General features: G+C 43.7%; 31 protein-coding genes and 1 tRNA gene. 13 read left to right on the top strand and 19 right to left on the bottom strand.

Features of this window, described 5'->3' with window-relative positions; translation table 11 throughout:
- The first annotated feature begins 189 nt into the window (after window positions 1–189).
- Both AB2U10_RS08085 and AB2U10_RS08080 read left to right on the top strand, forming a co-directional pair.
- Window positions 190–1,185: a vWA domain-containing protein gene (locus AB2U10_RS08085; RefSeq protein ID WP_367914871.1), complete on the top strand. Its 996-nt coding sequence runs from the start codon at window positions 190–192 to the stop codon at window positions 1,183–1,185.
- A 410-nt stretch (window positions 1,186–1,595) separates the two neighbouring features.
- Window positions 1,596–2,069, top strand: coding sequence for a Dps family protein (locus AB2U10_RS08080; protein ID WP_367914870.1), 474 nt, complete (start codon window positions 1,596–1,598; stop codon window positions 2,067–2,069).
- Window positions 2,070–2,168: 99 nt separating this feature from the next.
- Here AB2U10_RS08080 and AB2U10_RS08075 read toward each other — a convergent pair whose 3' ends face one another.
- Complete coding sequence (locus AB2U10_RS08075) at window positions 2,169–2,948, bottom strand: tRNA threonylcarbamoyladenosine dehydratase (protein WP_367914869.1); 780 nt, start codon at window positions 2,946–2,948, stop codon at window positions 2,169–2,171.
- Window positions 2,945–3,595 (bottom strand): TatD family hydrolase, encoded by a 651-nt coding sequence (locus AB2U10_RS08070; protein WP_367914868.1) that lies wholly within the window; start codon window positions 3,593–3,595, stop codon window positions 2,945–2,947. Before AB2U10_RS08070 ends, AB2U10_RS08075 begins: the two co-directional genes overlap by 4 nt.
- A gap of 29 nt (window positions 3,596–3,624) precedes the next feature.
- Here AB2U10_RS08070 and AB2U10_RS08065 point away from each other — a divergent pair, with 29 nt between their 5' ends.
- Window positions 3,625–4,068: a GNAT family N-acetyltransferase gene (locus tag AB2U10_RS08065; protein WP_367914867.1), complete on the top strand. Its 444-nt coding sequence runs from the start codon at window positions 3,625–3,627 to the stop codon at window positions 4,066–4,068.
- Here the strand turns inward: AB2U10_RS08065 and ybeY are convergent.
- Window positions 4,052–4,480, bottom strand: coding sequence for an rRNA maturation RNase YbeY (gene ybeY / locus AB2U10_RS08060; RefSeq protein ID WP_367914866.1), 429 nt, complete (start codon window positions 4,478–4,480; stop codon window positions 4,052–4,054). The two genes, AB2U10_RS08065 and ybeY, sit on opposite strands and share 17 nt — an antisense overlap.
- Before the next feature lie 215 nt (window positions 4,481–4,695).
- Between ybeY and AB2U10_RS08055 the strand changes: the two genes are divergently transcribed.
- From AB2U10_RS08055 to AB2U10_RS08035, 5 genes are all read left to right on the top strand, one after another.
- The gene (locus tag AB2U10_RS08055) at window positions 4,696–5,574 is read left to right on the top strand and encodes a Ppx/GppA phosphatase family protein (protein WP_367914865.1); all 879 of its coding nucleotides are present in this window, start codon (window positions 4,696–4,698) and stop codon (window positions 5,572–5,574) included.
- A complete protein-coding gene (locus AB2U10_RS08050; protein ID WP_367914864.1) occupies window positions 5,571–6,941 on the top strand; it encodes a TlpA family protein disulfide reductase in 1,371 nt (456 codons plus the stop codon). Before AB2U10_RS08055 ends, AB2U10_RS08050 begins: the two co-directional genes overlap by 4 nt.
- Window positions 6,938–7,393, top strand: coding sequence for a C40 family peptidase (locus tag AB2U10_RS08045; protein ID WP_367914863.1), 456 nt, complete (start codon window positions 6,938–6,940; stop codon window positions 7,391–7,393). Before AB2U10_RS08050 ends, AB2U10_RS08045 begins: the two co-directional genes overlap by 4 nt.
- A 4-nt stretch (window positions 7,394–7,397) precedes the next feature.
- Window positions 7,398–10,502, top strand: coding sequence for a hypothetical protein (locus AB2U10_RS08040; RefSeq protein WP_367914862.1), 3,105 nt, complete (start codon window positions 7,398–7,400; stop codon window positions 10,500–10,502).
- Window positions 10,503–10,539: 37 nt separating this feature from the next.
- Window positions 10,540–10,613, top strand: a tRNA-Ala gene (locus tag AB2U10_RS08035).
- A 595-nt stretch (window positions 10,614–11,208) separates the two neighbouring features.
- Here AB2U10_RS08035 and AB2U10_RS08030 read toward each other — a convergent pair.
- Entirely contained in the window at window positions 11,209–12,108 is a 900-nt protein-coding gene (locus AB2U10_RS08030) for a DUF3871 family protein (protein WP_493820370.1), read from the bottom strand.
- A gap of 399 nt (window positions 12,109–12,507) precedes the next feature.
- Here AB2U10_RS08030 and AB2U10_RS08025 point away from each other — a divergent pair, with 399 nt between their 5' ends.
- Together AB2U10_RS08025 and AB2U10_RS08020 are read left to right on the top strand one after the other, a co-directional pair.
- On the top strand, window positions 12,508–12,648 hold the full coding sequence (locus tag AB2U10_RS08025) for a hypothetical protein (protein WP_367915223.1): 141 nt from the start codon (window positions 12,508–12,510) through the stop codon (window positions 12,646–12,648).
- Window positions 12,648–13,067 carry a type II toxin-antitoxin system VapC family toxin gene (locus AB2U10_RS08020; RefSeq protein WP_367915222.1) on the top strand — a complete coding sequence of 140 codons (420 nt, stop codon included), beginning with the start codon at window positions 12,648–12,650 and terminating at the stop codon, window positions 13,065–13,067. Before AB2U10_RS08025 ends, AB2U10_RS08020 begins: the two co-directional genes overlap by 1 nt.
- Window positions 13,068–13,214: 147 nt before the next feature.
- Here AB2U10_RS08020 and AB2U10_RS08015 read toward each other — a convergent pair whose 3' ends face one another.
- The 12 genes from AB2U10_RS08015 to AB2U10_RS07960 all read right to left on the bottom strand — a co-directional run bounded on the left by AB2U10_RS08015 (window position 13,215) and on the right by AB2U10_RS07960 (window position 22,750).
- Window positions 13,215–13,556: a hypothetical protein gene (locus tag AB2U10_RS08015; RefSeq protein ID WP_367915221.1), complete on the bottom strand. Its 342-nt coding sequence runs from the start codon at window positions 13,554–13,556 to the stop codon at window positions 13,215–13,217.
- Window positions 13,557–13,800: 244 nt separating this feature from the next.
- Window positions 13,801–13,956: a hypothetical protein gene (locus AB2U10_RS08010; RefSeq protein WP_367915220.1), complete on the bottom strand. Its 156-nt coding sequence runs from the start codon at window positions 13,954–13,956 to the stop codon at window positions 13,801–13,803.
- Between the two features lie 144 nt (window positions 13,957–14,100).
- Window positions 14,101–14,523, bottom strand: coding sequence for a DUF1810 domain-containing protein (locus tag AB2U10_RS08005; RefSeq protein ID WP_367915219.1), 423 nt, complete (start codon window positions 14,521–14,523; stop codon window positions 14,101–14,103).
- Between the two features lies 1 nt (window position 14,524).
- Window positions 14,525–14,992, bottom strand: a complete 468-nt coding sequence (locus AB2U10_RS08000) for a hypothetical protein (protein ID WP_367915218.1) — start codon at window positions 14,990–14,992, stop codon at window positions 14,525–14,527.
- A gap of 26 nt (window positions 14,993–15,018) precedes the next feature.
- On the bottom strand, window positions 15,019–16,038 hold the full coding sequence (locus AB2U10_RS07995) for a TerC/Alx family metal homeostasis membrane protein (RefSeq protein WP_367915217.1): 1,020 nt from the start codon (window positions 16,036–16,038) through the stop codon (window positions 15,019–15,021).
- Window positions 16,039–16,048: 10 nt separating this feature from the next.
- Window positions 16,049–17,563: a helix-hairpin-helix domain-containing protein gene (locus AB2U10_RS07990; protein ID WP_367915216.1), complete on the bottom strand. Its 1,515-nt coding sequence runs from the start codon at window positions 17,561–17,563 to the stop codon at window positions 16,049–16,051.
- 4 nt (window positions 17,564–17,567) lie between these two features.
- Window positions 17,568–18,995, bottom strand: a complete 1,428-nt coding sequence (locus AB2U10_RS07985) for a PP2C family serine/threonine-protein phosphatase (RefSeq protein WP_367915215.1) — start codon at window positions 18,993–18,995, stop codon at window positions 17,568–17,570.
- Between the two features lie 9 nt (window positions 18,996–19,004).
- The gene (locus tag AB2U10_RS07980; protein WP_367915214.1) at window positions 19,005–20,048 is read right to left on the bottom strand and encodes a TerY-C metal binding domain-containing protein; all 1,044 of its coding nucleotides are present in this window, start codon (window positions 20,046–20,048) and stop codon (window positions 19,005–19,007) included.
- Between the two features lie 178 nt (window positions 20,049–20,226).
- The gene (locus tag AB2U10_RS07975) at window positions 20,227–20,865 is read right to left on the bottom strand and encodes a vWA domain-containing protein (protein WP_367915213.1); all 639 of its coding nucleotides are present in this window, start codon (window positions 20,863–20,865) and stop codon (window positions 20,227–20,229) included.
- Between the two features lies 1 nt (window position 20,866).
- Complete coding sequence (locus tag AB2U10_RS07970) at window positions 20,867–21,508, bottom strand: vWA domain-containing protein (RefSeq protein WP_367915212.1); 642 nt, start codon at window positions 21,506–21,508, stop codon at window positions 20,867–20,869.
- A 70-nt stretch (window positions 21,509–21,578) separates the two neighbouring features.
- Window positions 21,579–22,190 (bottom strand): TerD family protein, encoded by a 612-nt coding sequence (locus AB2U10_RS07965; protein ID WP_367915211.1) that lies wholly within the window; start codon window positions 22,188–22,190, stop codon window positions 21,579–21,581.
- Between the two features lie 8 nt (window positions 22,191–22,198).
- Complete coding sequence (locus tag AB2U10_RS07960; RefSeq protein ID WP_367915210.1) at window positions 22,199–22,750, bottom strand: TerD family protein; 552 nt, start codon at window positions 22,748–22,750, stop codon at window positions 22,199–22,201.
- Between the two features lie 392 nt (window positions 22,751–23,142).
- Between AB2U10_RS07960 and AB2U10_RS07955 the strand changes: the two genes are divergently transcribed.
- Window positions 23,143–23,310: a YhaZ family DNA alkylation repair protein gene (locus AB2U10_RS07955; RefSeq protein ID WP_493820399.1), complete on the top strand. Its 168-nt coding sequence runs from the start codon at window positions 23,143–23,145 to the stop codon at window positions 23,308–23,310.
- A gap of 48 nt (window positions 23,311–23,358) precedes the next feature.
- Here AB2U10_RS07955 and AB2U10_RS07950 read toward each other — a convergent pair whose 3' ends face one another.
- Window positions 23,359–24,294: a winged helix-turn-helix domain-containing protein gene (locus tag AB2U10_RS07950; protein ID WP_367915209.1), complete on the bottom strand. Its 936-nt coding sequence runs from the start codon at window positions 24,292–24,294 to the stop codon at window positions 23,359–23,361.
- 88 nt (window positions 24,295–24,382) lie between these two features.
- Between AB2U10_RS07950 and AB2U10_RS07945 the strand changes: the two genes are divergently transcribed.
- The gene (locus AB2U10_RS07945) at window positions 24,383–25,072 is read left to right on the top strand and encodes a YceI family protein (protein WP_367915208.1); all 690 of its coding nucleotides are present in this window, start codon (window positions 24,383–24,385) and stop codon (window positions 25,070–25,072) included.
- Between the two features lie 126 nt (window positions 25,073–25,198).
- Here the strand turns inward: AB2U10_RS07945 and AB2U10_RS07940 are convergent, their stop codons facing one another.
- The gene (locus tag AB2U10_RS07940; RefSeq protein WP_367915207.1) at window positions 25,199–25,459 is read right to left on the bottom strand and encodes a hypothetical protein; all 261 of its coding nucleotides are present in this window, start codon (window positions 25,457–25,459) and stop codon (window positions 25,199–25,201) included.
- Window positions 25,460–25,535: 76 nt separating this feature from the next.
- Here AB2U10_RS07940 and AB2U10_RS07935 point away from each other — a divergent pair, with 76 nt between their 5' ends.
- Window positions 25,536–26,165 (top strand): hypothetical protein, encoded by a 630-nt coding sequence (locus AB2U10_RS07935; protein WP_367915206.1) that lies wholly within the window; start codon window positions 25,536–25,538, stop codon window positions 26,163–26,165.
- Window positions 26,166–26,360: 195 nt separating this feature from the next.
- On the opposite strand, the gene AB2U10_RS07930 is transcribed toward AB2U10_RS07935, so the two are convergent.
- Window positions 26,361–26,969, bottom strand: coding sequence for a hypothetical protein (locus AB2U10_RS07930; protein WP_367915205.1), 609 nt, complete (start codon window positions 26,967–26,969; stop codon window positions 26,361–26,363).
- Between the last annotated feature and the right edge of the window lie 15 nt (window positions 26,970–26,984).

Raw genomic sequence — 26,984 nt, 5'->3', positions numbered from 1 at the left:
TAGCACCATTACTAAATCGTTACCGATAACATTTCCGACTCTTGTAAACTACTCTTTATGAGCCACTTTTGGCTTTATTGATCTTTTTTGATAAAAATAATGCGTAAAATTGCAAAGAAATAACGTGCTTATAAAAGTTTATGGGATTGTTTTCGTTACAATCTCATAAAAAGTTTTCCTGATAATACTATGAAACTCTTCCTCAAAGCCCTACTGCTTTCCGTTGTTATTTTCGGTTGCGATTCTTCGGAGCCCGACGCAGGCAATGCTTTCCAGATCTATCTTGATTTCTGGAATACTACCGGACGAAATCCCGAGATCCGTTTCGATGAGATCAAAACCTCCAAAGAAATCAAAATCGATTTCTCGCAGACCTTTGAGGGCCAGACCGAAGGAAATCAGCTGACCAAAGTGGTCATTGACAATTTCAAAATTGTAGATAATCAGAACAACAACTACAATATCGGCGCCATAAAAGCCTATGAATTCCGGAATAACAACTGGAAGGAAGATGTGGAGTTTACCATGGACTTTACCCAGACACAGGATGTGGGTGTGGTGGTGCTTGTGCTGGACCGGAGCGAGTCGCTCGGAAACGACTTCTCCAAAATCAAGGAGTACGCCATGAACTTCATTGACCAGACCTTTACCACGCATCCCGAGGTAAAAATGGGTATTGTAGACTTCTCTACCGATGTGCATACCTACCCCATCTCCAATGACCGTGAAGCCCTCAAAAGCTATATATCCAACCTGAAATCCGACCGTTTTACAGCCCTGTACCAGGCCATGGACGAAGGCGTGGAAATGCTGCTGAGGTACCCGGCCCAGTCCAGGATCCTGGTTACCTTCACTGACGGTACCGACAATATGTCAGACCAGAATTACTACAACGTGGAGAACATCCTGGCCAAGATCAAAAACGACAAAAATACCAATAAGATCAGGGGCTTCTTTATCGGGCTGGAAGGCAAGGGCGGCCTGGAAACCGGCTTACCGTCTAAGCTGGCCAGCAGCGGCTGGATCGTCAGCATTCCTACCAGCGCCACCCAGGTAAAAGATGTATTTGAAAAATTTGGCCGGCTGATCTCCAATGTGTATCACCTGACCTATATCCGGAACCAGCAGGTGATTCCGCGTACCACCCCGGTCAAGCTGCGGTTCGATATCCAGGCTCTCCGGTAAAAAGCAGGATAACAAGCCATAAAGCAGGCCAACCGGTACCGGTTGGCCTGCTTTATTTTTAATTTTTTATACGGGAAAGTGTTTCCATAAGCCGGTTGTTTAACCTTATGTCTGGCCTTAGTGAGGACACGTGTGGCTAAGGAGTTTTCATGGCTGTAAAATCAGCTGCAAGTTAAAACAAGTCTGCTAAAATCAACACGGGTTTTTTACCCGTTTTTAGGAGGGTGTTTTCACCCTGTATGCCCTTTCAGGCCTCCTAAACGGCGTTTCCAGGACATTTAGTTTTGCTCCGGGTAAGGCTGAAACAGCACCTCCGGTTGCAGCGTTTACGGCCTCCCGATCCTCCAAATTATTACCGGGATCATGCACTATTTCAAGACAAATTATGTTATAACTAAAAACACAAGACAATGAGCAAGACAATGAACACTATCGGAATTAAGGACAACACGAAAGTAACAAATTTTCTGACTGTACTACTGGCGGACGAATTCGTTCTCTACATGAAAACCCGGAATGCGCACTGGAACGTGGAAGGACCTGACTTTCACACCATGCATACTTTCTTTGAAGGACAATACAACGAGCTGGCCATCATCATAGACGATGTGGCCGAGAGGTTGCGTAAGCTGGAGCATTATGCGGTAGCTTCCATGACCGAGTATCTGAAATTAACCCATTTATCGGAGAAAGCCCTGGGCAAAAACGACAGCATGAGCTTCATCAAAGCCCTGCTCAGCGACTACGAGTCTATCATTATTTACATTCGTGAGCAGCTTGACGCCCTCGAAGACCAGCTCGACAAAGGTACTGATGACTTCATCACCGGCGTACTGGAGCAGCATGAGAAGACAGCATGGATGCTGCGGGCGCACCTGAAATAAGCTAACAACTAAAAGTTAAAAGTTATGGTACATTTAATAGATGTACTTAATGTTCCGCAACTTTTAACTTTTAGTTTTTCACTTTTAACTTTAACCCACTCACCCGTTCCGTATAACACTCCTGCTCATGCGCTTCGGCCGCTTCACCGTTTCTACCGGTATGGCCAGCAGGTCACGGATCACCACCGAGGCGGCTACTCCGCCAAATGCCGCAGGAAGATACGAAATGGTGCCGTAAGCCGACTGCTTGTAATTGGAGCCATCGGTCATAATGAGCGAATCTTTGTCCATTTCTTCGGTAGAAAATACGGCCCGCACGCCTTTCGTTACGCCCAGCCGTTTAACCCGCTTCCGGATATAGAAAGCCAGCTTACAGGTATGGGTTTCGTAGAGATCGGCTACCCGGATCTTCGTGGGATCGGTCTTGCCGCCTGCGCCCATAGAGCTCACTACCGCTTTCCCGGATCTGAACGCCTCATGGATCAGCACCAGCTTCGGCGTAATGCTGTCAATACAGTCCATCACATAATCGTACCGGTTCTGCATCAGCTCTTTGCAGCGTTCCGGGCTCAGGAATTCGTTCAAAACGTGTAGCTTCAGGTCGGGGTTAATGCTCAGCAGGCGCTCTTTCATCCATTCGGCCTTAGAAACCCCGTGAGTGGTAAAAAGGGCAGGCAGCTGCCGGTTGCGGTTCGACGGGTCCACCACGTCACCGTCTACGATGGTCATTTCGCCCACGCCGGCCCGGCAGATAAACTCGGCCGCAAATGACCCTACCCCGCCCAGGCCCACCACCAGTACGTGAGAAGCCTGTAATCGTTCAATACCCTCCCGGCCTACCAGCAGTTCCGAACGTGAAAGCCACGATAAATCGCTCATAATGTACTATAATTCTGATTGGTTTTTTCCTGCAATTCTTCTAATGTAATCCCCCGCAAAGCTGCGGCCTGCTCATAAATCTCCCGGATGCTCACCGTGGTGCAATCGTCGGTTTCCAGGAACAGGCGGTCGGCCGGTGTTTCGCGCAAAGCCTCCTGTACATGAGGCTTATCCAGGATATCTTTCCCGAACGAAATATAAAAACCGGCCGAGACCAGCTGGCGGAGCAGCCCGGCCTTCCGGTTAAAGCCGTGAACCACGAGGGGTACCCGTACGGTCTTTTTAATGGCTGTCAGCTCGTCAAACGCCCGCACACAATGCACCACCACCGGCTTGTTCACCTTACTGGCAACCCGGATCTGCGCCCGGAAAACCTCTTCCTGCACCTGCATGCCCGGGCCGCGGAGCCTGTCGAGGCCGGCTTCCCCGATGCATTTCACCATCGGCAGGGCCGCCGCCTCTTCCAGCAAAGGCAGCAGCTTCTCCCACCCTTTCTCCGGGATATACCACGGGTGAATACCCACCGAAACCATCCCGTAGCTTCTCCACGGTTCGTTTTCCCGGTCTGCTGCATGCAGTATTACATTATAAATACCGCGAACATCCGCTTCTTTCGGGACCGTATGGGTATGAAAATCGAGGAACATTTTATAAATTTTGCCCAAAATTATAAAAAATGATCTTTACCTGTAAATCCTTTGGTGAGCTTACCGTTACCGAGCTGTATGAAATCCTGGCGCTTCGCTCCGAAGTTTTCGTGGTAGAACAGAACTGCGTTTACCAGGATCCCGATCACAAAGACCTGCGCGCCCGGCATTGCCAGGGTATCCATGAAGGACAGCTGGCGGCGTATACCCGCATTTTCGACCTTGACCAGTCGTATGAAGGTTTCCTGTCTATCGGGCGGGTGCTGGTTTCGCCGCGGTTCCGGCAGCACGGCTTCGGCAAATCGGTGATGGAATATTCTATTGCGGAATGTCACCGGAGGTTCGGCAAATACCCCATCAAAATAGGGGCACAATCGTATCTTGAAAGATTTTACAATGATCTGGGTTTCCGTACGGCAGGGCCTGAATACCTCGAAGACGGCATTCCGCACCAGATCATGATTCGTCCGTAAAATAAGCCTTTAATGCCTTTTCTTCAGCGGCACGCATGGCCTGCGCCTCTTCGGGCTTTTTATCTTTGTAGCCGGCCAGGTGCAGCACGCCGTGGGCCATAACCCGCACCAGCTCGCTCTCAAAGCCGGTTCCAAACTTTTCGGCATTTTCCCGCACGCGGTCCACACTGATAAAAATATCGCCTTCTATCGTATCATCGGTTTCCGAATTATCGAACGTGATGATATCGGTATAGGTCGAATGGTTCAGGTATTCAATATTGATTTTCAGGAGGTCATCATCGCTCATAAAAATATAATTCAGCTCGCCCGGCCTGAATCCGTGCTCCCTGATAATGCGCTTCAGCAGCTCTTTTTTCCGGTTTCTCTCCGTAAGCCGGAAACCGCCAAGCTCTATATTAAAGTTTATCATAATGTATAAAATAAGACCCTTCCCGGGCGGGTCCTGCAGCCTGATCTCCTGCTTAGTTTCAAAATCGGATTAAAATATTTTCAAAATTATTGTATATTTTTGTCGCGGGCAAGCTCTTTTAACCAAAAGTAGCCATGAGCTTTTACGCATTAGCAGGTTAGCGGGCATATAACTCACAGCTCGCGGCTTATAGCTCAAAGCTAAATTTTAAACATATGAAAATAGCAGCAATTGATATAGGTTCGAACGCCGCCAGGATGCAGATATCCTCTGTTTTGGACGACGACGGCAAAGCGGCCTTTAAAAAAGTAGAATATGTACGGTTCGCCCTGCGGCTGGGCCACGATGTGTTCCGCGACGGCAAGATCGGCTACGACAGCGAAGCCAAATTAAAGAAGCTGCTTACCGTATACCGGCTGCTAATGGAGCTGCACGAGGTAGATGCCTACCTGATCTGTGCCACATCGGCCCTGCGTGAAGCCGAAAACGGCCTCAACATCTGTGAAAGGGTCAAGCTGGAGCTGGGCATGACCATTAACCTCATTTCAGGCGAAAAAGAGGCGGAAATGATCAATAACGTGATTGTAAACGAGCTCGACAACGATAAAACCTACCTCCACATTGACGTGGGCGGCGGCAGTACCGAGCTGAACATCTACAACGGGAAAATAAAAGAGACCTCCCAGTCGTTTAAAATCGGGTCAGTGAGGCTGATGGAAGGCAAGGTGATCCGCGACGTCTGGAAAAAGATGCAGCGCTGGATCCTGGACAATATACCGCGCGACAAAGAGGTGATCTCTATCGGAACGGGCGGCAACATCAGCAAAATCTTTGAATATGTGCCCAAAGATGAAAGCGGGCTGGGAACCATTGAAGACATCGAAAAAGTAGTGGAATATTTCAGCCAGTATACGGTAGAAGAAAGGATCAACAAGCTGAAGATGAACCCTGACCGTGCCGATGTGGTCACCTTCGCTTCCGATATTTACCTGTCGGCCATGCGCTGGGCCAAATCAAAGCATATGGCGGTTCCTGATCTGGGCCTCAAAGACGGCATCATGCTGGAAGTATATCAAAATTTTTTGAATGAATGAGTAGAATTCTCTTGATCGGCTTGCTGATCAGCTCGCGGGTGGTGCTGGCGCAGGACTTCTTCCGGCTTACCGGGAAAATCAGCAATCCGCAACAAGATTATCTCACCTTTACCTATTATTCCGACTGGATCTCCGACCCGCGCGAATACACCCTGAAAATGAACCGCGACAGCATTTTCCTGGTCGAATTTCCGCTCCGGGACATCGCCTATTGCGATATTTCGTTTGGCGAGCACGGCCTGCACCTGCTGAAAATTGAGCCCGGCGACCAGATTCACCTGACCTTTGACAACAACGATTTTAACGGTACCCTGCAGGCAGAAGGCAGCGGGGCATCCAAATGGACCTTCCAGTTCATGATGCGCCGGAAATACGAAACAGACCGCGACTACGAAATGGAGCTGGGCAATTTCAGGGCCTATACGCGGGCTTCCTTCTTTGCCAGAACAGAAAGCCTGATGCAGGAGCAGACCGCAATGCTGGAAGAACGCGCCGCTGAATTCTCACCCGCCTTTTACGCCCTGCAGAAAGCCGATATCACCGGGAGATTCAAGCTGAAAGAGCTGGGTTACCTGAATTTCAATAAACTGCCTGACAGCACCCTGAAGCTCAGCTGGAACGGCTTCAGCGAAGAAATCAAGGCCCGGTCGATTTACCTCGGACAGCTGGCAGAAGGCCTCATGGAAAATTCACTTTCGGGTTTCCGTTATAAAAATTCACGGACACTCGAATTTGAATACCTCAAAAACCTGAAAAATACGGTAGGACAGGGCATTACCGAAAGAATCCTGGCCACCAAAATTCTCGATTACCTGAACCTTGACGGGCTGACCGAGGAAATCAAGCTGCTGGGTAACGATTACATGCGTTTTTCCGACAATGACGTTTACAAGAAAGTGATTGCCTACCATTTCCGTAAGCAGGAAGTGCTGGAAACGGGCAAAGATGCCCCCAATTTTATTGTGGAGAACCGGAAAGGCCGGCTGGTGGAGCTCAAAGACTTCCGGGGTAAAAACCTGGTTCTCGGGTTTTATGACGACGAATGCGTGCTGTGCAAAGAAGATATCCGGGCCATGGAGTTTGTGGAAGGATTTTATTCCCGGAAAAAAGACCTGGAATTTGTCTTTATCAACCTGAGCCCGAAAGAGGCCTACAGGAATTTCGTCAAAACCACGAAACCCATGGGCACCCATCTTAACGGCTACAACAATCCCTTCCTGAAAAAAAACTACAACACCGAAATTCTTCCCAACTACCTCATCATTGACAAATCGGGGAAAATCCTGTCGAATACCGTTGATGAACCCCGCCTCGATGACGGGCGCTCGCTCATCCAGGAACTTGACCGGCTTATTTTTGAAAAATGAGGAAAATACTCCTGATACTGCTGCTGCCGTTGCTGTTCAGCTCCTGCCGGAAAACCCCGGCGGTGAACCGGAATGCCCTGCTGACCGACGTCTCCCTGCGTTACAAAGGTACGCCTTATCAATACGGTGACAATACCTCTCAGGGCATGGACTGCTCCGGGCTGGTTTTCAGAACTTTTGCCGAGCTTGGCCGCCCGTTTCCCCGTTCTTCGTATGAGCAGGCTGAAATATTTCCGCCGGTGAAGAAGGCTGACATTCAGCCCGGCGACCTGGTCTATTTCAAAATCGGCAAAACCTCCCGGATCAATCATACAGGAATCGTCACCCGGATCGTTAGTAAAGAGGTGGTTCTTTTCGTGCACTCTTCCAGCTCGGCCGGTGTGCGGGAAGATAATTTGTATTCTAACTACTGGAAACCTAAATTTGTAAAAGCCACCAGACCCAAGATTTAACGCTATGGCCAGAAAAGTTTTACTGTTCTGCCTGATTCTATATGCGTTTCAGGCATCCGCTCAGGGGGAGTATTTCGGGCAAAATAAGACCCGGAACCGCACCAACGAATTTAAAGTTCTCCGGAGCAACCATTTTGACCTGTACTACTACCTGACCGATAAGACCTTAGCCGACGAGCTGCTCAGGAACAGCGAACATTGGTATAAAAACCACCAGGAAATCTTCAAGATGTCTTTTATTACGCCCAATCCGCTGATTGTCTACAACGCCCACCCCGATTTCCAGGAAACCACCGTCATCGGGGGCCAGATCAGCGAGGGTACCGGCGGGGTAACAGAAGGCTTCAAAACCCGGGTGGTGATGCCCCTGTTCTTCACCAAGCGCCAGACAGACCACGTGCTGGGCCACGAAATGGTGCACGTGTTCCAGTACCAGACCATGACCTACGGCAGCGACTCCACCAGCCTTCAGAACATGGGCAATATCCCGCTGTTTATGACCGAAGGGCTGGCCGAATACCTTTCACTGGGCCGGAACGATCCGCATACCGCCCTCTGGATGCGCGATGCCGTGCTGAACAACGATCTTCCTTCCATTGAAGACCTGGTGGTGAAGCAGCAAAAGTATTTCCCGTACCGCTGGGGACAGGCCTTCTGGGCTTACGTAACCGGCTTATACGGCGACGAGATCATCCGTCCGCTCTACAAGCAGGTAGCTATTTACGGCATCCAGGAAGCCTTTATCCGTATTTTCCGGATGGATATCGACGCCTTCTCCAACAAATTCAAAAATGACCTGAAACAATATTACACCCATTTTGAAGGCGGCCGCGACAAGACCGCCACAGAAGGGGTGGTGGCCTCGGGCGCAGCAGGCGGCGGCATGAACATTGCGCCGTCCATCAGTCCTGACGGTCGTTACGTGGCTTATATTTCCTCGAAAGACATCCTGAGCATGAATCTCTATATTGCGGAAACGGCCACGGGCAAAACCGTAAAAAAGATCAATACCGACGGCTTCGGCCAGCACGTGGATTCATACTCCTTCATCGAATCAACCATCACCTGGTCGCCCGACGGGCAGAAAGTGGCCCTGGTCATCCAGTCTAAGGCCCGCAACAAGCTGCTGGTGCTTGATGCCTTCAAAGGCGGCAAGAAAGAATATGCCATCTCTGAGCTTGACGCCTTCACTAACCCGGCGTGGTCGCCTGACGGCGAGCACCTGGTCATCACCGGCATCCGGGAAGGAAAAGTAGATCTTTTCCTGTACAACCTCAGAACGGGGAATCTCAAAAACCTCACCAACGACATATACTCCGATGTTCAGCCGGCCTGGTCGCCTGACGGCCGGTATATTTATTTTGTGACCGACCGGGGCGGAACCACCGGATACCTGGAAAAAGAGCACCTCAGGATAGCCCGGTACACGGTCAGCTCGGGACAAACAGACGTTCTGCCGCTCTTTGAAGGGGTAGATAACGTTAACCCGCAGGTTTCTCCTGACGGCAGGTACTTGTATTTCCTGAGCTCACCCGACGGTTTCCGCGACCTGTACAGGGCCGAACCGGCTACCGGTAAAATCACCCGTGTAACGAACTACTATACGGGCATATCGGGAATAACCGCTTACTCTCCTGCCCTTTCCGTAGCCTCAAAGTCGGGTGATGCGGTGTACAATCTCCTGAACAAAGGAGAATACAGCATTGTTTTTGCCGGCGGCCCGGTACTCGAATCGCGCAGTTATGAAGTGATCACCCGCAATACAGGCGCCGGGATCCTCTCGCCGGGAAGGATCACCCGGGGAGAAGACGTGGTGCAGCAAAACCTTGACCGCACCCAGAGACCGGCCGTGGTAACGGGCGAGGCCTATAAAGATCTCCCTTACAAAGGAAAATTCAAGCTCGATTACCTGGCCAACTCCGGTATCTCTGCCGGGGTATCGCGGTTTGGTGCCGGTATGGCCGGGGGCGTGATGGCCCTCTTCAGCGACATGCTCAATAATAACCAGCTGGCCGGAACGGTGGCGCTAAACGGGGAAATTGAAGACTTCGGTGGACAGGTATACTACCTGAACCAGAAGCACAAATGGCAATTCGGCTTCTCGGGTGGCCATATTCCCTACCGTCTCTACGGAGGCTATGACATCAGCGCGGGCGATACCGTTCAGACCGTAGGAGGAATTACGTACCTCGACGGTGTGATGAAAGAGCGGATCGTGCGCCTCTTCATTGACCAGGTATCGGGCTACATCATCCGTCCGCTCAGCCGCCAGACGCGCCTGGAGCTCGGTGTAAATACCAACTGGTATACCTATACCGCCAAAGACTACCCACGGCACGGCCTGATGGGGGTTTCCGGCTCAGGTCACCTGGTAGACTTCGTTACCACGGGTTACAGCCGGGCAGAGCGGGTAAGTAAGGAAGAGCTGGGCCTGCCGGGCTTCAACACCACGCAGGTGTACGGGGCCCTGGTGGGCGACAATACCACTTTCGGCTCTGTAGCCCCGCTGAAAGGTTACCGTTACCGCTTGGAAGTGGGCAAATACTTTGGCACCACCGACTACAACCTGGTGCTCACCGACCTCCGAAAATACCAGTACCTGAAGCCTTTCACGCTGGCCGGGCGGTTTTATTACGAAGGGCGGCTGAATCCGCGAAACCTCGAAAGCATGAACCGGATTTACCCGCTTTACCTGGGCTACCCCTGGTACGTTCACGGACTGGATAAAAACATGTTTATCGGCTCCTGGAACCAGGTAGGCGAAAGCAGCCTGAGCGGCGAACAGATGACGGTAGCCAACGTAGAAGTGAGACTGCCCTTTACCGGCCACAAAAAGCTGGCGCTGATCCCTTTCAACTACGTGGCCTCTGATCTTAACTTTTTCTTTGATACGGGCATGACGTGGAGCACCCGGTCTACGCCCACAGAGGGTCCGGCACCGGTGGTTTCTCAACTCACCCGTAACAACGCCGTGATGTCACTGGGCGTAAGCCTGCGCATGAACCTGCTGGGCTACCTGATCATTGAGCCTTACCTCTCCTACCCTTACCGCGACAAACAGTGGCAGGGCCAGGTCACCGGCGTAAATTTTATGATTGCAGGTTGGTAAATTATTTTTCTTACGTATATTTGCACTCGCAAAGGCAGGGGATGTAGCTCAGCTGGCTAGAGCGCTTGACTGGCAGTCAAGAGGTCGTGGGTTCGAATCCCATCTTCTCCACTTGAAAATCAAGGAGTTAAGTTAATCTTGGCTCCTTTTTTGTTTTTAGGTGCATATTATGTGCATACTTTTTCATTCTAAAGATTCAGCGATTCAATCTGCACGGTTAAACCATTCAAATTTAATTTTACAAATTAAAGAAATCCTGCCTCTTAATTTTTGAGATTAAAGGCAGGCAAAACACTTCTATACTTCTTAGCTGCAATTTGGAGAAGATCAACAATAGCTCAATTTGCACAATTTGCACGTTTTGCACGCTTGCAATTTTCAATAAAACTTGCACTATAAAACCAACTTAATCTTTTAAATTAAAAGAACCCTACCCTTTAACTTTAAAAATTAAAAGGTAGGTAATGTAGCTCTTAGCTTACTATCTCAAAGAAATGGTGCTGGTAACTTCTTCCGGATATTAGAAACTCTATTGAGCTTTCATGCCCATTAGTCTTGACCATTTCAACAGCTATCATCTGATTGAGAACGTATTTATCTACAGGGCTCCTACAGCGCACAAAAAAAGGGCAATATGCCCTCCTTAGTTTCCCTGACCTATCCACAAACAATATCGAGAATGGGTCTATTACTTTAAACGGCTTGTTCATGTGAGAAACCAGCTCGGTTCATTTTTGTTGAAAGATTCTGTCAGGTGATGAATAACCTGTGATGCATTTAATCCCCGGTTCAGGAAGCTGTCGATATAAGACATCTTATTCGCTCCCGTAAAGAGGTTATACAGGTTCCATAGGCTTATATCTCCTGTATCTGTCCTGCTAAAATCCTTGTCAGACAGGTAATCTCTTGCTATCATACTCAATTGATTCTCTCCGAACATAAATTCAGGTAAAGCCTTCTTCTCCTGTGCAGGCAGGTACTGGTATAGCTTCGTTCTCCCCAGAAAGGTTACAAACTGGCTTTCTGTCAGGTAGTATTCCGGAAATTGCCTCAAAAGCATTAACTGATTCTCAAAACCACTCCGTGCAAAATGTGCAAATAATGCAAAAATCTGCTTCATCAGCTCTGTGATACTCCTTGCTTTGATAGTGCCAGTATAACCATCTGACCAAATACACATATTGCAGCATACCTTATTCTGAAAGCCGATGAATACCTTGAAATGTTCATCTGCCCCCTTTCTATTATAGAGATTGTCCAGATTATAAGCCTTAATCCCTCCAATGGTCAGATTGAGCTTATTTCCGTTGATCGTAGAACTGATAGAGGGTATTTCCAGCACAAAGGCCATCCTTTCATAATAGATAGTCTTCTCATGCTCTAAAAGCTCCTTAGCTGGCTTATCTTTCGCTTCTGGTATTCTGCCTTTGATGGGATGAGAAACACGAATAGAGGGCTTTAAAATGGTCTCATGAGGGAATACCTGTCCTGATACCTCCTGAACACAATTAATGAAATCCTGATGCCTTGGAGTAAATCTTGCCCAATTGGTATAAGAGTTACCGGTAAGCTGGGAATGAGCATCAAGGATATACTCCCATTCCATTGAGATGCTATCAATAATAATGGCCTACATACCATGCCTTACGCACAGATTTATAGCCTCGATGTACCTTTCAGGGCTGTAAGGAGGTTTAAGATCAAGGATGTTAAAGTCTCCCAGGCGTAAATACAGACTGGAAGATTTTCTCTGTGTAGATGACTACCACCTTTGATCAGTCATTGATCAGGCCATAAGCCAATAACAGAGCTGAAAAGCTCTTACCCGAGCCGCTGGGCCCTGCAAACCAATCTTAATCTTGGCCTGCTCTCGTTTTGCGAGTTCGATTTCCATAAACGTTTGATTTAAGTGAAAAAAAATAATACGACAGAATTGCCGTATTGAAAGAATCTGAATTTTATACTGTTTATTTGCGTTATAGAGTTGAATTAAACTTCAAATGCAATGGTAAAGCCAAGTAAAAAAACGACTAAAGCTGAAAAGCCGGAGGAACCTAAAAAATTATCTAAATTAGGTATAGCCATGAGGGATAAAACGTTACCGTCAATTGGGTATATTGTCGATATGAAAGCTGTATTGAAATAATGAACAGGTACTTGTTAGATACCAATATACTTGTTTTTATATTATTTGATGAGCTGGATAACTTATCTGATGACGTGCGAAAAATCTTAGGGGATTATTACAGCAGACTGTATACCAGTACCATTTGCATGTCAGAACTTTTTCATCTTTGCCGAATAGGAAAGTTGCATTTAAAAAGAGGTTGGAGTATGGAAGGTCTCGCCGGATTACTTAAAGATCATGGGGTTGAAATAGCTGATTTTACTAAAAAACACACTCAGACACTCTCCGTACTGGAAACTATTGACGGTCATAATGACCCCAACGATTTCGCTATAATATCTCAAGCCATAACAGATCGCTATACACTTATATCTTCAGACCGAAAGTTTAAGGAGTATATTCCTCAAAATCTTAGCTTTATTTTCAACAAACGTTAATCTTCCAGAGAAAAAAGAAAAGCCAGCCAACCAAAATACTACCCCTTATATACATATTGTTTTGGTTATCTCTATAGATATAGACTTATAACTAAACCTACCCAAACAAATACATATATAGGAGAGATTTTGGTTGGCTGGGTTGGATCAAGCTTCAAGAGCCTCCCCAACTATTTTCCTTTCTCCGGATTCAATAGGAACAAATGTATTCCTGAAACTAATCATCACTTCTTCACCAGTATCCTCATTAACATAAGAGTAAGGCTCACATTCTTGTTTAATGATTGTACCAGGCATCTGTTTACCTATCATCATCTTACAGGTAGCTTCATCAAAGGTGGTACTCATCCAACATCTCTTTAAGGTGGCATAATGCCTGCCGGTAGTCTCTGAAACGTTGAACTCAATTTCATCTGATTGAAGCTGAATAGCAAAATACTCTCTCCCGTCCAAGGATTTTCTCTTTTGGAATGCAATTACATTTACCATGTTTTAAAAGGTTTTAGTTAAAAAATAATTACCGAGAGACAGACTTAATGCTATAGTTTAAAATTGAGATATTTAGAAATTAGTTAAGCAACTAATCCTAAAAAGTATCTAAGGTTAAGCCGATACTTTCTTACTCTCATTTAAACCATAGGGGGATAAGGCCATATCTCGGAATCATAGGGGTTGAACTACAACCTAGGACCGGGGGTATATGGATAAAATGGGAAATGTAGCAGGTGAAAAATTATATTTTAGCTTTAGCTAATATTTTAGCAGAAACAGCAATTTGTTTTGAGAACTTAATAGATGATTTTTTAGCCATAGCAGCCTTAGCATTACTGTTAAACTCATCAGCAATAGAATCCTCTAAAACAGGGACGGTTTTGATTGCAATAGCCATAACTTCTAAAATTATAATACAAAATTATGTGTCTTTCCTGATTTAACCTAAGTACTATAAAACATTACCCATTTCATACTCTTTCCATAAGGGTGACGATGGTGACGAGCCAAACATAATATTTTGAAAAGATAATCCTTCAATTTACTGTTTTAGCTGTTCAACGGTTCTTTGATCTATCTCTCCGTTAAAAAACTTACCTAAGACTTTCTTAAAGTTATTTCTATCTGTATTATCTGCCATTGCAAACAAGGTCATACTTGATTTCAGTTTTAGATCATCAGGGCTTCCAAAAACCTTGTAAGCATCATTTTCCTCCAATTTCAATAATTCTTCGGTTATTTCTCTGAGCCGAAATCCTAATACCGGATCATTTAGATAAGCTTTTGCTTCCTCTACACCCTGAATAGCGTAATATCTGGAGGTTTTACTAAAGCCGAGCCCCTTAATCTGTGGGAAAATATACCACATCCAATGGCTGACCTTCCGGCCTGACCGAATCTCGGAAAGGGCGGTTTCATAGGTGCTCTCCTGGGCTTGCAGGAATCGAGTGAGGGGGGGCTGCATATTATTCTATTGTGATATCTTCACCAAATTGAATCACGACAAAAGTCAAAATAAATAGTACGCCTCCCAAATAGATCATCCATTCTTCTAAATTTTTGATACGTACAAAGAGTACTGATAAAATTAAGGCATAAATTTTCAATCCCGACCTTGAATAGTACTTAGCTTGTTCCTGTTTTAAGGGGTTAAGCCCTTTATAACCAGGAAAAGGAAAAACGTAATGCTTAAGCTTTTCAAATGTTTCCAGTCCGGGATACTTAGGTAAAGGCGAGGTATTTTTGACAATTCTTTCTTTCAGTCCATTAAATATAATTATTTCTTCATTTGTGAGAGCACGAAATTCAAGCTCATCTTTTGCCAAAGAAACGGCTGCTTCTGTATAGTCGGGCCAACTATTCAGGATTCCCAAAAGATCTCTATTCGTCAGCTTTGAATATCTTTCCTTAAGCTTTTCTGTTTCACTTTTCATGATTTAAGGTAATAAAAAACTCACCCTTATTCTACTGCATCTTCTTCTTTTTCCGGAGACATAATCGATACAATAACAGAAATCACCAATACACCTCCCACAATTCCCAATGAAACCGGCGATGAGATATGGAACCATGGAGAGATAATCATTTTCACTCCAATAAAGGATAAAATGATTGACAAGCCGTAAGGCAATTTGCTAAACATATGGATAAAGTTAGACAACAAAAAATACAAAGAACGGAGCCCAAGAATAGCAAAAATGTTAGAAGTGTAAAGAATAAAAGGGTCTTTTGAAACTGCAAATATTGCAGGAATACTATCCACAGCAAACAGCAGATCTGTAAATTCAATTACGGCAATTACGGTTAGCAATGGAGTTGCCATTTTTATTCCATTTTGGATGGTAAAGAATCTATCCCCATCAAAATTATCACTCACTTTGTACAATTTGCGTATCAATTTTGCACCTGTTGAATTGCTGAAATCTTGCTCGTCATCGTCGTCATCAGCTCCCCATGATTTAATTCCTGCATAAACCAAGAATAATCCGAAAAGAGTAAGAACAATGTTAATTTTAACGGCTTTACTGAAAATATTCATTTCGGGAAGATATGTGACATTAATCAATCCAACGCCTGCGAAAATGAATATGGCTCTAAACACCAATGCCCCTATAATCCCCCAAAACAATACTTTATGGTGCAATTCTTTTGGTGCTTTGAAGAAAGAAAACACCAAAATAAAAACAAAAAGATTATCGACTGACAATGCTTTTTCTATCCAATAGGCGGTTTGAAATTGTGTAATTTTTTCGATGGCTAAATCATGCCCTCCCGTATCTTGATTGAAAACATAATACACCACGCCCGAAAATGCCATTGCCAAAGAGATCCATACAACTGTCCAAATAGTAGCTTCTTTATTTGTAACTATATGGCTTTTTTTGTTGAAGACACCAAGGTCTAATAATAGCATAATAACTACAGTTATGCCAAACCCCCAGACCAATCCGGGGTGTAATTGTAAAATACTCTGTTCCATTTTTTATTGATTATTGATTTGTAATTGTGATATATAGAATTCTCCCCCCTTCTTCGTTTGAGAGTAATATTTTCTTACCGTTAGTCAATTCAACCATCGAATTAACAGGTATATCTTTTTGTTCAGTCAGGTCTTTCATTCCCAGTAGATTTTGATTAACCAAGACCCATTTGTTTTGATAAAAAGTGAAATAGCCGACAGGCTTTTTGTCCGGCTCAGTCAAACTTTCATTTCTGATAATTTTCCGTGACACATGCCACTTGAATAAGTATTGATTATGATACACCATCAGGCGATGGTTTTCGGGTTTCCAAATGTCATCTTTGAATTTGAAATATAAATCAGCCATTGGCAGTGAACCTTTATGTGGTGTTCCACAAAAAGGACATTTTGGCTTGGATGTGTTATCAAACACATACCACTTTTCATTGCAATTCGGGTTACTGCAAGGCTGAATTAAGTCTACCGTTTTAAGTAAAGCCGTTTCCCATTCGTTAGCGATGGGCCTTGCTATTGGATTATGCAATGCGTCAACAAAAGCTCTTTTGAATAAGTCCGATAAATACGGCCCGGTAACGGTATAGGGCAATTTGTCCGGGTTGCCCCAAAAACTGTCCCATTTCCGAAGCTGGTCTGTTTTCACACGATTAGTCTTATCTGTGGGATGTTCTGTAAACAGGGCTTTTTCTCCCATAGCCATCAACTCGTCTTTCTCCGAATCCAAGTCCCATATTTTACCTCCGCGTAAGGGGTGTCTGCGCAGCAAATACATATAAATCAATACAGCCAAAGCATGCAAATCGGTTTTCTGATTAGGTAAAATGCGTTTGGGGTCAGAGATGGGCAGCTGCTTTGTTTGAAGCACTTCAGGTGCAATAAAATCAGCTGTTCCGATTACTTCGGGTGGAAACAAGCCCGGAACAACCAATCCGTCTAAATCTATAATATTGGCAGACTTACTGACAGGGTCAACTAAAACGTTATTGTACGATAAATCAGAATGTGCCAACCCCATTTGGTGCATTTTCTTGACACCTCTGCATATATTAATAGCTATCTGAAAATAGCTCAACCAATTGCCCAACTCGGATTTATCTAATGACAAAGGATATTCCTTATTCCGGAAAGATGGAGAAGTAAACCATTTACCTACCTTTTCACCTCCTTTTATAGTATCATTTGCTCCATAACCCTTTGAAAAGAAAAACCTGGAATTATAGACAGGTACCACTACGCCTGTTTTTCCGTCTTTTTCTACTGCATCGTAAGGCCATCTGAAAATATCCTCTAAAAAATAATCAGGGGCATTGCCTTTTCTTATATTTTCGAGATATAATGTAACAATACGTTTTATCCTGTCCTTTTGGTTGAAATCCAGCTTCTCCCGAAAAAAAGCCACAACATATTTTCGGTTTGGAGCAAAATAAACATCCTTTACTCCACCTTGCTTAGGATTGCCATCATCTACGTACTCGTATGTTTTTGAAGAGTCGATGACAGACGTAACTTTTATCGTTTTTGTCATCGTTCTAATAAATTATAGCCAATGTTCTGTCATCGTGGTTGCCTTTGCTCCAGAAGTCTAACCATTTCAAAAGCTGTTTGTCAATGTTTTCATCTTGTACAAAATCCACTTTCGCATTATCCTCATTTTCTCCGTCAAGGTCCTTCAGAAAATTTTGCCAGGTTTCTACATCTTCCAATTTGTTTTCGGTAACGAATTTGGGATCATAGATACCATCTGTCATTAGGAATAGTTTGGAAAAATTCTCAAACTTATTGACAGAGAACCGATTAACTATTTCTGGGGTAAATATCTCGGGCATGGTAATAAAGCGTGTGCCACCTCCAAATTCACCAACATCTAACTTATTCAATAAACTTACTGTCTGACAATCCTTTTCGATAACATTTATCGGGCAGTCTCCCACTCCGAAAGTCAAGACCACATAACCAAAATCAAACTTCTTGCACAAAGCAAAAATCAAAGTGGTATTGAGGTCTTTAAAAGCGATTTCATGCTGTTCGGAAAAGGTTTTTAATTCGTTATGAATATGAAGCACTTTTTTATACAAAACATTGATGATTGCTGATTTATGCTTGAGTTTATCATCTTGGGCTGGTGCGGTTTCTGATTGTTCTTTTTCAGTTGTTTCGGTTTCGGAAGTAATTTCTTTTTCTGCAAAGTATGCTGTAACCGATTGGTTCAATTCGGCTAAAATAGTTTCATTGTTAAATCGTTCCGAAATATATTCCGTTGCCAATTTTGAACCGTGTCTTGCATATTTTGCGGAACCTGCTCCGTCAGCAACCGCTACTACAGCCCAACCATCTAATAATTGGTTTACTTTGAAATCATCATCTCTAAAATTGCCCTCGTGTGCGTGTGAGCGACCTCTTTGCGAAGCAATCACAATCTTTTTATCCAAAAATGTTCCCTTATAAACATCTTCATCAGGCTTGGAGTATTTGGCATTTTGGTCACTTGCTTTATTTAGCCATAAATCTTTTGGGTCGGCATTGACGATAAACGGAACGGTTTTGATATCTTCACTTCGATTGATGTCAGTCTTGTTATAAAAAACAATATGTAAATCAATTGTATTGGCGACCGTAGGCGTACCGTAAATACGGTTTCTTTCTGAATCAAATTGTAAACCTATTGTTTCAAGGTTGAGAATTTTTTCGATAACGATGTTGGGAAATTCCTGTAAATCAATCGCAAATTCATATTCCTTTTTCGCAGTGGCATTGATGATAGCCAAATGCTTCTCTTTAAATTCCTCTTTTTCTCTATACATATCAAAGATTTCAATAATTTGGTTTTTAAAGTCCGAAATTCCTTTTGCCAATTCGGCTATCTTAGCATTATCTCTTAGCTTTGTTATGGTATTATTGACAACCTTATTAGGCTCAATGTTTTTTTCGACTAATATTTGTTTTAAAAGTGCTTCCATAAGGTGGTTTTATCCAAGAGTTCTGTTTATGTCGATACCGTCGTCTCCGCGTCCGTAATAGCCCGCGTTTCCACACCAAGGACAGGTTGCTGCCCCATCACCCGAAATGCAATGTATTCCTCCACAAACACAATGTGCTAATGCAAACTGATTCCCGCAACAAGGACAACTTGGATTGCCGTACAGCTCATCAGAAGAAATTTTTAGCGAATAATCTCTTTCATTGGAGTACTCTTTATACGCCTTTTCATCAATCTTAAAAGCCCCCTGTGCTTTAAAAATCCTTGTCTGAAAACCCTCAATTCCGGAATCTTTCAATGTCGATTTGAATTTCACCAAATAGAGTTTGTCAGTTTTAGAACATTTCCCATTTAGTACTACAAAATTTTCATCGGGAACCGCATGTTTTTTGGTTAAATCTATTTTCTCCACTACCTCCGAATTGGCTTTACTTAAATTGAAGCCGTCCAAATTCGTATTGTTGATATTCTCGCTCGTAGCTTTGATAGAAGCTGTTACCCATTTAAAAAAATCTTTGTATGCATTGGTGTCGGTATTGTTGAATTGCAACACATTATCTGTAAGTTTTCCTAAGAGGTTATAATTGGTATTCTCTCCAATGGAAATAGCTACCAAATTTGTTTTGGTTTTATAGTTGGCATTCCATTTATCAATGGCTTGCGTGGTTTCGTCGGTCGGAATGCCATCCGTAAACAAAAACACAATTGGTTTCCAATCTCCTTTTTTCTCAAAAGTAGTTTTGGTAACTTCCCGGTCAAGAGCATTCATCAGCTCGCTCAGTCCGCTCGAAAGCGAGGTGCCACTACCAATCGGAATTTTAGGCGGATAAAACGTAATTACATCCTGCAAAGGTGTAATCACTTTGCTTTTCCCGGCAAAACCGATAATGGATACCCACACGGTTTCCAAAGCGTAAGGATCGGTTTTCAGTTCTTTAATAATTGTAGCAATACCATCCTGAACCTGTTCAATCGGTTCGCCAACCATAGATTCTGAAACGTCAATCAGGAAGTAAATAGGAAGCCTTCTCATAAATTCAGAAAGGATTTAGAAATGATTATAATTGCACAAACTATTGCAAGCACAACAAGCCATTTTATTGAATACCATTTTGATCTGTTACGCCTAATCAAGCTATACCCAGACGTCAACAGATAGAGTATGATAAAACTCCATATAAACATTTGGACAAACTCTTTCAAAATATTTATCATACTATTATATTTAATTCATCGGGTGGTGGTGGCAATGTCATAACTTCACCTGTCCCTTGCGACTTGCTTCCCATTTCTATAGACGAACTAACCCATTTAAAGAAAGTAGTTAACGTATTAGCATCTGTCGTATCAAGTTTTACCACATTATCTGTGAGTTCTTGCAGAAAACTCACTTCTGCTTTAGGCCCTGCAGCGCAACCCACAATAATTCCAAAATCCAATGCTTTCACTTTTGGAATAAATTGTCTGTATTTTTGCAAATCAGAAGGTTTGCCATCCGTGAAAATGAACAGCAAAGGTTTCCAGTCGCCTTTTCGTTCGGTTGAACCTTTTATCAATTCCTGATTGACCAAATTTAAAACCATCTCCAATGCTTGTCCCGTATGTGTTGGGCCGCTGTCTGGGCACTGTATTTCAACTGATTGAAAACTCACTAAATCAGTCAAAGGCACAATGTTCTGCACGTCTCTATCAAAAGTTATCACGCTAATATGCAGCGAGTCCATTGCCTGTGGGTCAGTACGAAGCATATTCACAAGCCCATTAAAGCCATTGTTCAAAGCTTGAATAGGCTCACCACGCATAGAACCCGAAGTGTCCAAAAGGAAATAAGCTAATAATCTTCTATTCATTTTAGGATACAATTACTAATTCAGAAGGAGGTGGAGGAAGCTGATCCATTTTAGTCAGGTCAATTCCTGAATCCTCAACCTTAGTAGAAGATGTAGAAATGGAAGCTGTAACCCATTGGAAAAACTTAGAAATACTCTCCGAATCAGCATTGTCCAATCTTACAACAGACTCTGTTATTTGTTTTAAAACCGAATCGTCTGCACCACTTCCTGCGGCACAACCCACAACCAGGCCTTTGTTTATAGTCTTTAGTTTGTTCAAGCCTGATTGCCAATCGTCAGTAGGGACTCCATCTGTCATAATAAAGGTCATTGGTTTCCAATCACCTTTTTGCGCCATTGTGGTTTTGGTAACTTCAGTATCTAACTTATCCGCTAACAAGCTCAAGGCTGCTCCCAAAGCTGTTACTCCCGATGCTTTGATGTCAGGTGTCTGAAAAGAAGCCAAATCCGTCAAAGGAACAATTTGTTTGGCAGTTGAATCGAAGGTTATAATACTCACATAAGCTGTTTCAATGGCTTGTGGGTTTTGCCGTAACGAGTGCATCATCATTTGCACGCCGTTTTTTACGGCTTCAATGGGTTCTCCAGTCATAGAACCGGAAGTGTCTAATAATAGATATACGGGTAATCTTCTCATCATTATTTCAATAAGGGTTCAAGGTTTGCAGGGAAATTTTGTGAGTGTTTTTGGAGATTAAATAACAGATTCTTTACAAAAATTTTGCTTGTACTGTTTTGATTGTCTCTTCTAATTTCCGGTCTTTTGTTGGTTCACCAATGGCATTAAATTTCCACTCTTCATTCCTTTTATAAAATACTCCCATTACCATTGAAACGTGTCCGGCAAAACCTTCTCCTTTTGCTATGTTATAAGTAGCAAATACTTCATTTACTCGGGTTGGTGTTCCCTCATAAATCCGAATAGACGCAAAAGGGATAGTGCCGAAATCGTGACCTCTAAAACTGTTTAAAACAAAAGCAACTGACTCAACAGAGGAATGTAATTTTGAAAAATCCAATGTAATGATTTCATTGTCCAGCCCGTCATCACCATCCATATCGCCTGTTAAATCATCTCCACTATGGAGTATTGAACCATCTTTAGAGTGTAGATTGCCAAAATACACCACATCAAGTAAATTTTTTGATTTGTCATACAATGCACAACTTGCATCCAAATCAACCGCTTCTTTGGATATTCCACCAAACCACCCTCTTTTCTCAATTGCACCCCAGTTTACACCTACACAAACATTTTGAAGTGTAGCTCCATTGTCTTTTTTAAGGTTAATTCTTTGACCTTTTTGTAAGTTTATTGCCATAGTTTTAATTAATTGTATTTGTTTAAAAAGTCTTGAAGTCCTCCCTTCATGCCTGACCCGACAGCTTCAAATTTCCATGCGCCATTACGCTTATAAATTCTGCCAAACTCTACAGCTGTTTCAATAGAAAAATCTTCATCTAACTCATATTTCAACAAATCCTCATCCGTAACGGAGTCAGCTATTCTGATAAATGAATTGCGAACCTGCCCAAAGTTTTGCTTTCTTTGTTCGGCCTCATGAATTGTTACTACGATACATATCTCACTCGCGCTACTGTCTATTTTTGATAAATCAACAAGTAGTTGCTCATCATCTCCCTCACCTTCTCCATCGATATTATCTCCCGTATGGATGACGGCGTCATTGGGAGAGTTTAAATTGTTGTAAAACACAAAATGCTTGTCAGATAACAATTTTTTGTTTTCGCCTAAGATGAAAATAGACGCATCTAAATCAAAAGCGTGTCCGGTTCCATCGTTAGTATCCCAGCCCAATCCAACAGTAAATTTTGGGGTATTGATACTTTCTCTTTGTCCCTTTTGTAAGTTAATTGCCATATAACTAAGTTTTTAAAATTGATTTACAGTATATTCTATATCGCTGATTGACATATCTTCATTAGGGTAAGGGCAATAAAAAAACGTGGGCTAATTCCCCTTGCTTGTTGCGGAAGCCCGACCAAAGGCAGCAATACAAAGCAAAAAGGAACGCCCACGTTTCCGTAGGCGTTTCCACTTTTCACTTTCCTGTATTGCTTTTATAGTTGGTCGTATTTCCGCAACAGGAAAATCTTAAAGCGAAACGCTAATATTTTATATGTCTTTCTACAGTTTTATCTCATCCAATATTTTTTGGTTTGATACAAATATAAAGATTCTTTGAAAGTTCTCACAAAACCCTCAAAAAAATCTTATCTCTATAAATGAGGGAGCTACCTTAAAAAGCCAAAATACGACTGGAATACGGAATTTACTATCAAAAAGCGAACGGAACCTTAGCCAGGAAAGTGCATAAAATCAGCGAAAAAGAATACGCCGGAAACTCAGAAACACCCATTACCCGGAAGCACTCTTTTCGTGTGGTAACCACCCGGAAGCTTCACTCCGGGCTTCACTAGGTGGCTGTAATCATCAACGGAAATGAATTTGAAAAATATAATTTTGAGTTAACTGTATAAAGCCTGCCTTTCCAGTTTATATCCCTTCCCATGAATATTGGTTATGCTCAGCTCAGGGTCACTGCTTAATTTCTTTCGTAGCCTCGATATGAACATATCCAGGCTGCGACCGATGATAATCCCTTCGTTAAGCCAGATCTGCATCAGCGTTTCCCGTGGCGTCAGTTTACCAAAATTAAGGTTAAGCAATCCGAGAATGCTGCATTCTTTATCTGTGAGACTGATCACTTCAGTTCCCAGGAACAAACGCTGATTCTCCGTATCAAACAAAAACTTCCCGAGAGCTACCGGTTCCGGAAGAGGCTCCTTTATTACAGCATGTTCCTGATGAGCTACAGACACTTTATTTTTCCCAAAACGTCCGATCAGCAATGCAATGGTCGATAACATCAACAGGCTGCTCCCTACCAAACCGATCAAAGGATATCTGGGGGTCTTCTCGTAAAAAACCGGGAAAGCAAATTCGATAATGTAACAACCTTCCGGTTGCATTCTGCCCTGGCAAGCCAGGATATCCGGGGTAAAACCATTCATCTGGAAACCATAAACGATTTCTCCATCTGTGCAATCATGTACCGTAACCGCGTACCCGGAGGGGAACTGTACTGTGGAGAGCAGGCTCTGTGACAGTGCTATGAGCGAGTCATGGTCAAAAACCAGGCTATTTTCAAACGTAAGTCGAAATGTACCTTCTTTAATCTCGGTCACCGGCAATACACGTGAAGTCCGATCACCTGCCTGCTGCAACAAACGGTGACCAATTTCACGGATAATGATGTTTGTTTGCTTCGCCCGTAAATCGCGGTCACCGTGTTCTGAGAAAGACGAGGCAACAAAGAAAAATACCACCATCGTTACGGCGATACCCGAACCTGCCACCAACCGGCTGTTGAAATAATCTCTTAAAGCAGATTTTACATGCATTTACAGTTCTTTTTACAGTTCATTTACAATGCGTACTGACACGGTGGCGTACGTTTGGGTAAACGAAATTAAAATAATTTTTATTCTTATGAAACTTTTCAAGAACTCCCGTTCCTTTACGATGAGCAATAAGCTATCGTTACTTTATTCCATCTTGATCATGGCCTCTGTCTTCTCCGCCTGCCGCGGATCCAAAGCAAAGGAAAATGAAACTTCTATTGTGACAAACTCCGAATCCCCGGATAAGGTGACGTACCAAAAATATGCTATCGACAAGAAGGAAAGTGTTATAACCTATAAAGGATCCATGTTGTTAGCTTCCAGGGGGTCACATACCGGTTACGTTTACCTGTCAAAAGGAGAATTGATGATGGATGAGAACCGGCTTGTGGGAGGTGCAGTCGAAGCCGATATGAATACCATTGCAGATATAGCTCATGGAAGTGATAATGAGCTTGTTCGTCACTTAAAATCGCCTGATTTTTTTGATGTCGCAAAGTTTCCATATGCCGCTTACACCATTACTGCAGTTGAACCTGCTGCAGATAAAATGATAAACGTCACCGGAAACCTGACCATCAAAGGCATCACACATGCCGTTACGTTTCCTGCCAGGCTGGAAGTAAAGGGCGGAATTATTTACGCAGATGGAAAACTGACCATCGACCGGACAAAATGGAACGTACGATACAACTCAGGAAAATTTTTCTATAGCCTGGCAGGTGAAATTATTTCCGATGACATTGAATTGGACATAAAGATCATTGCAAGAAAATAACTCTCATATCCTTTATGCTTTTTGAGATTCGCTCTCCGCTCATGTATGATCTTAATAACTTCTTGTCAGCCTGCTTCAATGTTTTGCATTAACGTACAATGAAAGATGCTCTGATCCGGCCAAAACTCAGGCTCTTTTACGTAGGGTTACCTTACTGAGGAAATAATGAAGAACCCATGCAATGGCTGTCCAGTAGAAAGCAAACGCAAGAAGCAGGATTGGGGGCACCGGATCCGGATCTTCCGCTAAAAACGACAACGGCCCTATCAATACTTTTTTGACAGGGTATACTATAGCCGCCAGGGTGTTCTTCCATCCTATGGTGGATCCGGTTCCGGGGAACCACTCTCCGTTGCCCCCGACTCCCGCATCAAACTCCTTAAGCATTTATTTCTAAATCCAAAACCAATTCATTTGCCAATACGCAAAATGCGTATATATTTGACAAACGTATTGCCCGGTCATGTCAGAAAAGAAACAAAAGCTGTGGGATTATTTCATTCTTTGTGCCAGGATTTTAATCGCCTGGACACTACTAGGTTATGGTTGGAGTAAGCTTACCGGGGGCCAGTTCGGGATCTCTGCACAGGAGCTGGCCACACCGGTCAAAGACCTGAACCTGTTCAGGCTTTCCTGGTATTTATTTGACCATGAGCCCTTTAATTCCTTTGTGGGTGTCTCACAAATTATTGCAGGGCTTCTGTTACTTTATAACCGCACACTCATCCTGGGTGTATTGCTTTCTCTCCCGATTCTCGCGAATATCCTCGTTATCGATATCACATACATAAAAATGCCGGGATTTTACTGGCGGATGAGCTATTACCTGGTCCTCGACATGCTGATTCTCTGGCACTACAAAGACAGGATGATCACCGCATTTAAAGCCATATTTACCGGCTTAACCACCCGGTTCAAATACCCTGTCTGGGCATACCTGATCTTACCGGTCATGGCCATAGCTCTTGAACTTTTAGGCACCGTTCCCCGGCTGTTAACCGAGCTGGTTTTGAACCCGGCAGAGCTAATCAGTAACATGAGCACGATACCCGGCCTGATTTCAGATGTAATTAAACAAATCAGCAACCCATAATAACCCTATACCGGCTCAGAACCTTTCATGCAAGATTAAAGCAGCCCGGTTTCCCCAAGATACGAAGCACCTGATTCCGGCTTTGTCTGATTCAGGCCCGATACCCGGGCTCTGTGCTATTGATCCCGGCCTGTGGCGTGGCCCGGTTTATAAACCCGGCAGGCCTGGCTGGTCCCTGACGTATGTGGCCTGCCGTTATTCTCTGCCAATGTCCAAAATTTCTCCTTTTTCCAGCATACTTTTCAGATCAGCTTTCAGCATAGGTAAGGGTTCCCGGATAAATGCTTCATCCCCTTTCTGCTTTAAACCGGTAAGCCCGCTAACCTTATTGGTTTCATATTCGTTAAGTAAAACAAAAGCAGTGTCACCATCCACATGGTCTACTTTGTACAACGTATATTGCGCGTAGTCTTTTTTGATTTCATATATGTCGCCTTGCTGTGGATCCAGAATCAGCTCTGCATTTTTTTTATCCTTTTGCTTGCTGCTCACCATTCCCCAGATGATCAGAACAGAAAGTAAAGCAAGTCCGGAAAAAGTCCAGAAAGGTGTCTTACTACCTGACTTTAAGGCTTCATATTTACCCCTCAGGTTACCGGTAAATTCTTTCTTTTGAAGAACTTGCTTGCAATGCAGGCATTGGGTTGTCCCCGTTTTACCGATCGGGAAAAAGGGTATCCAGAAAACGTGCGCATACCTGTTAAACAATATCATTTGAATACTGTCCGGGGTTTCACAGTTGGAACATGAGTCACTGATGTTTTCTGTTGCAATTGGCGTGGCTTTGACGCCGTAGATGATCATATTTATAATGAGTTT

Source organism: Leadbetterella sp. DM7 (assembly GCF_040829825.2).
Taxonomy (GTDB): Bacteria; Bacteroidota; Bacteroidia; order Cytophagales; family Spirosomataceae; genus Leadbetterella.
Note: the sequence above shows the minus strand (reverse complement) of the source record. Positions and strands in the feature narration are given on the sequence as shown.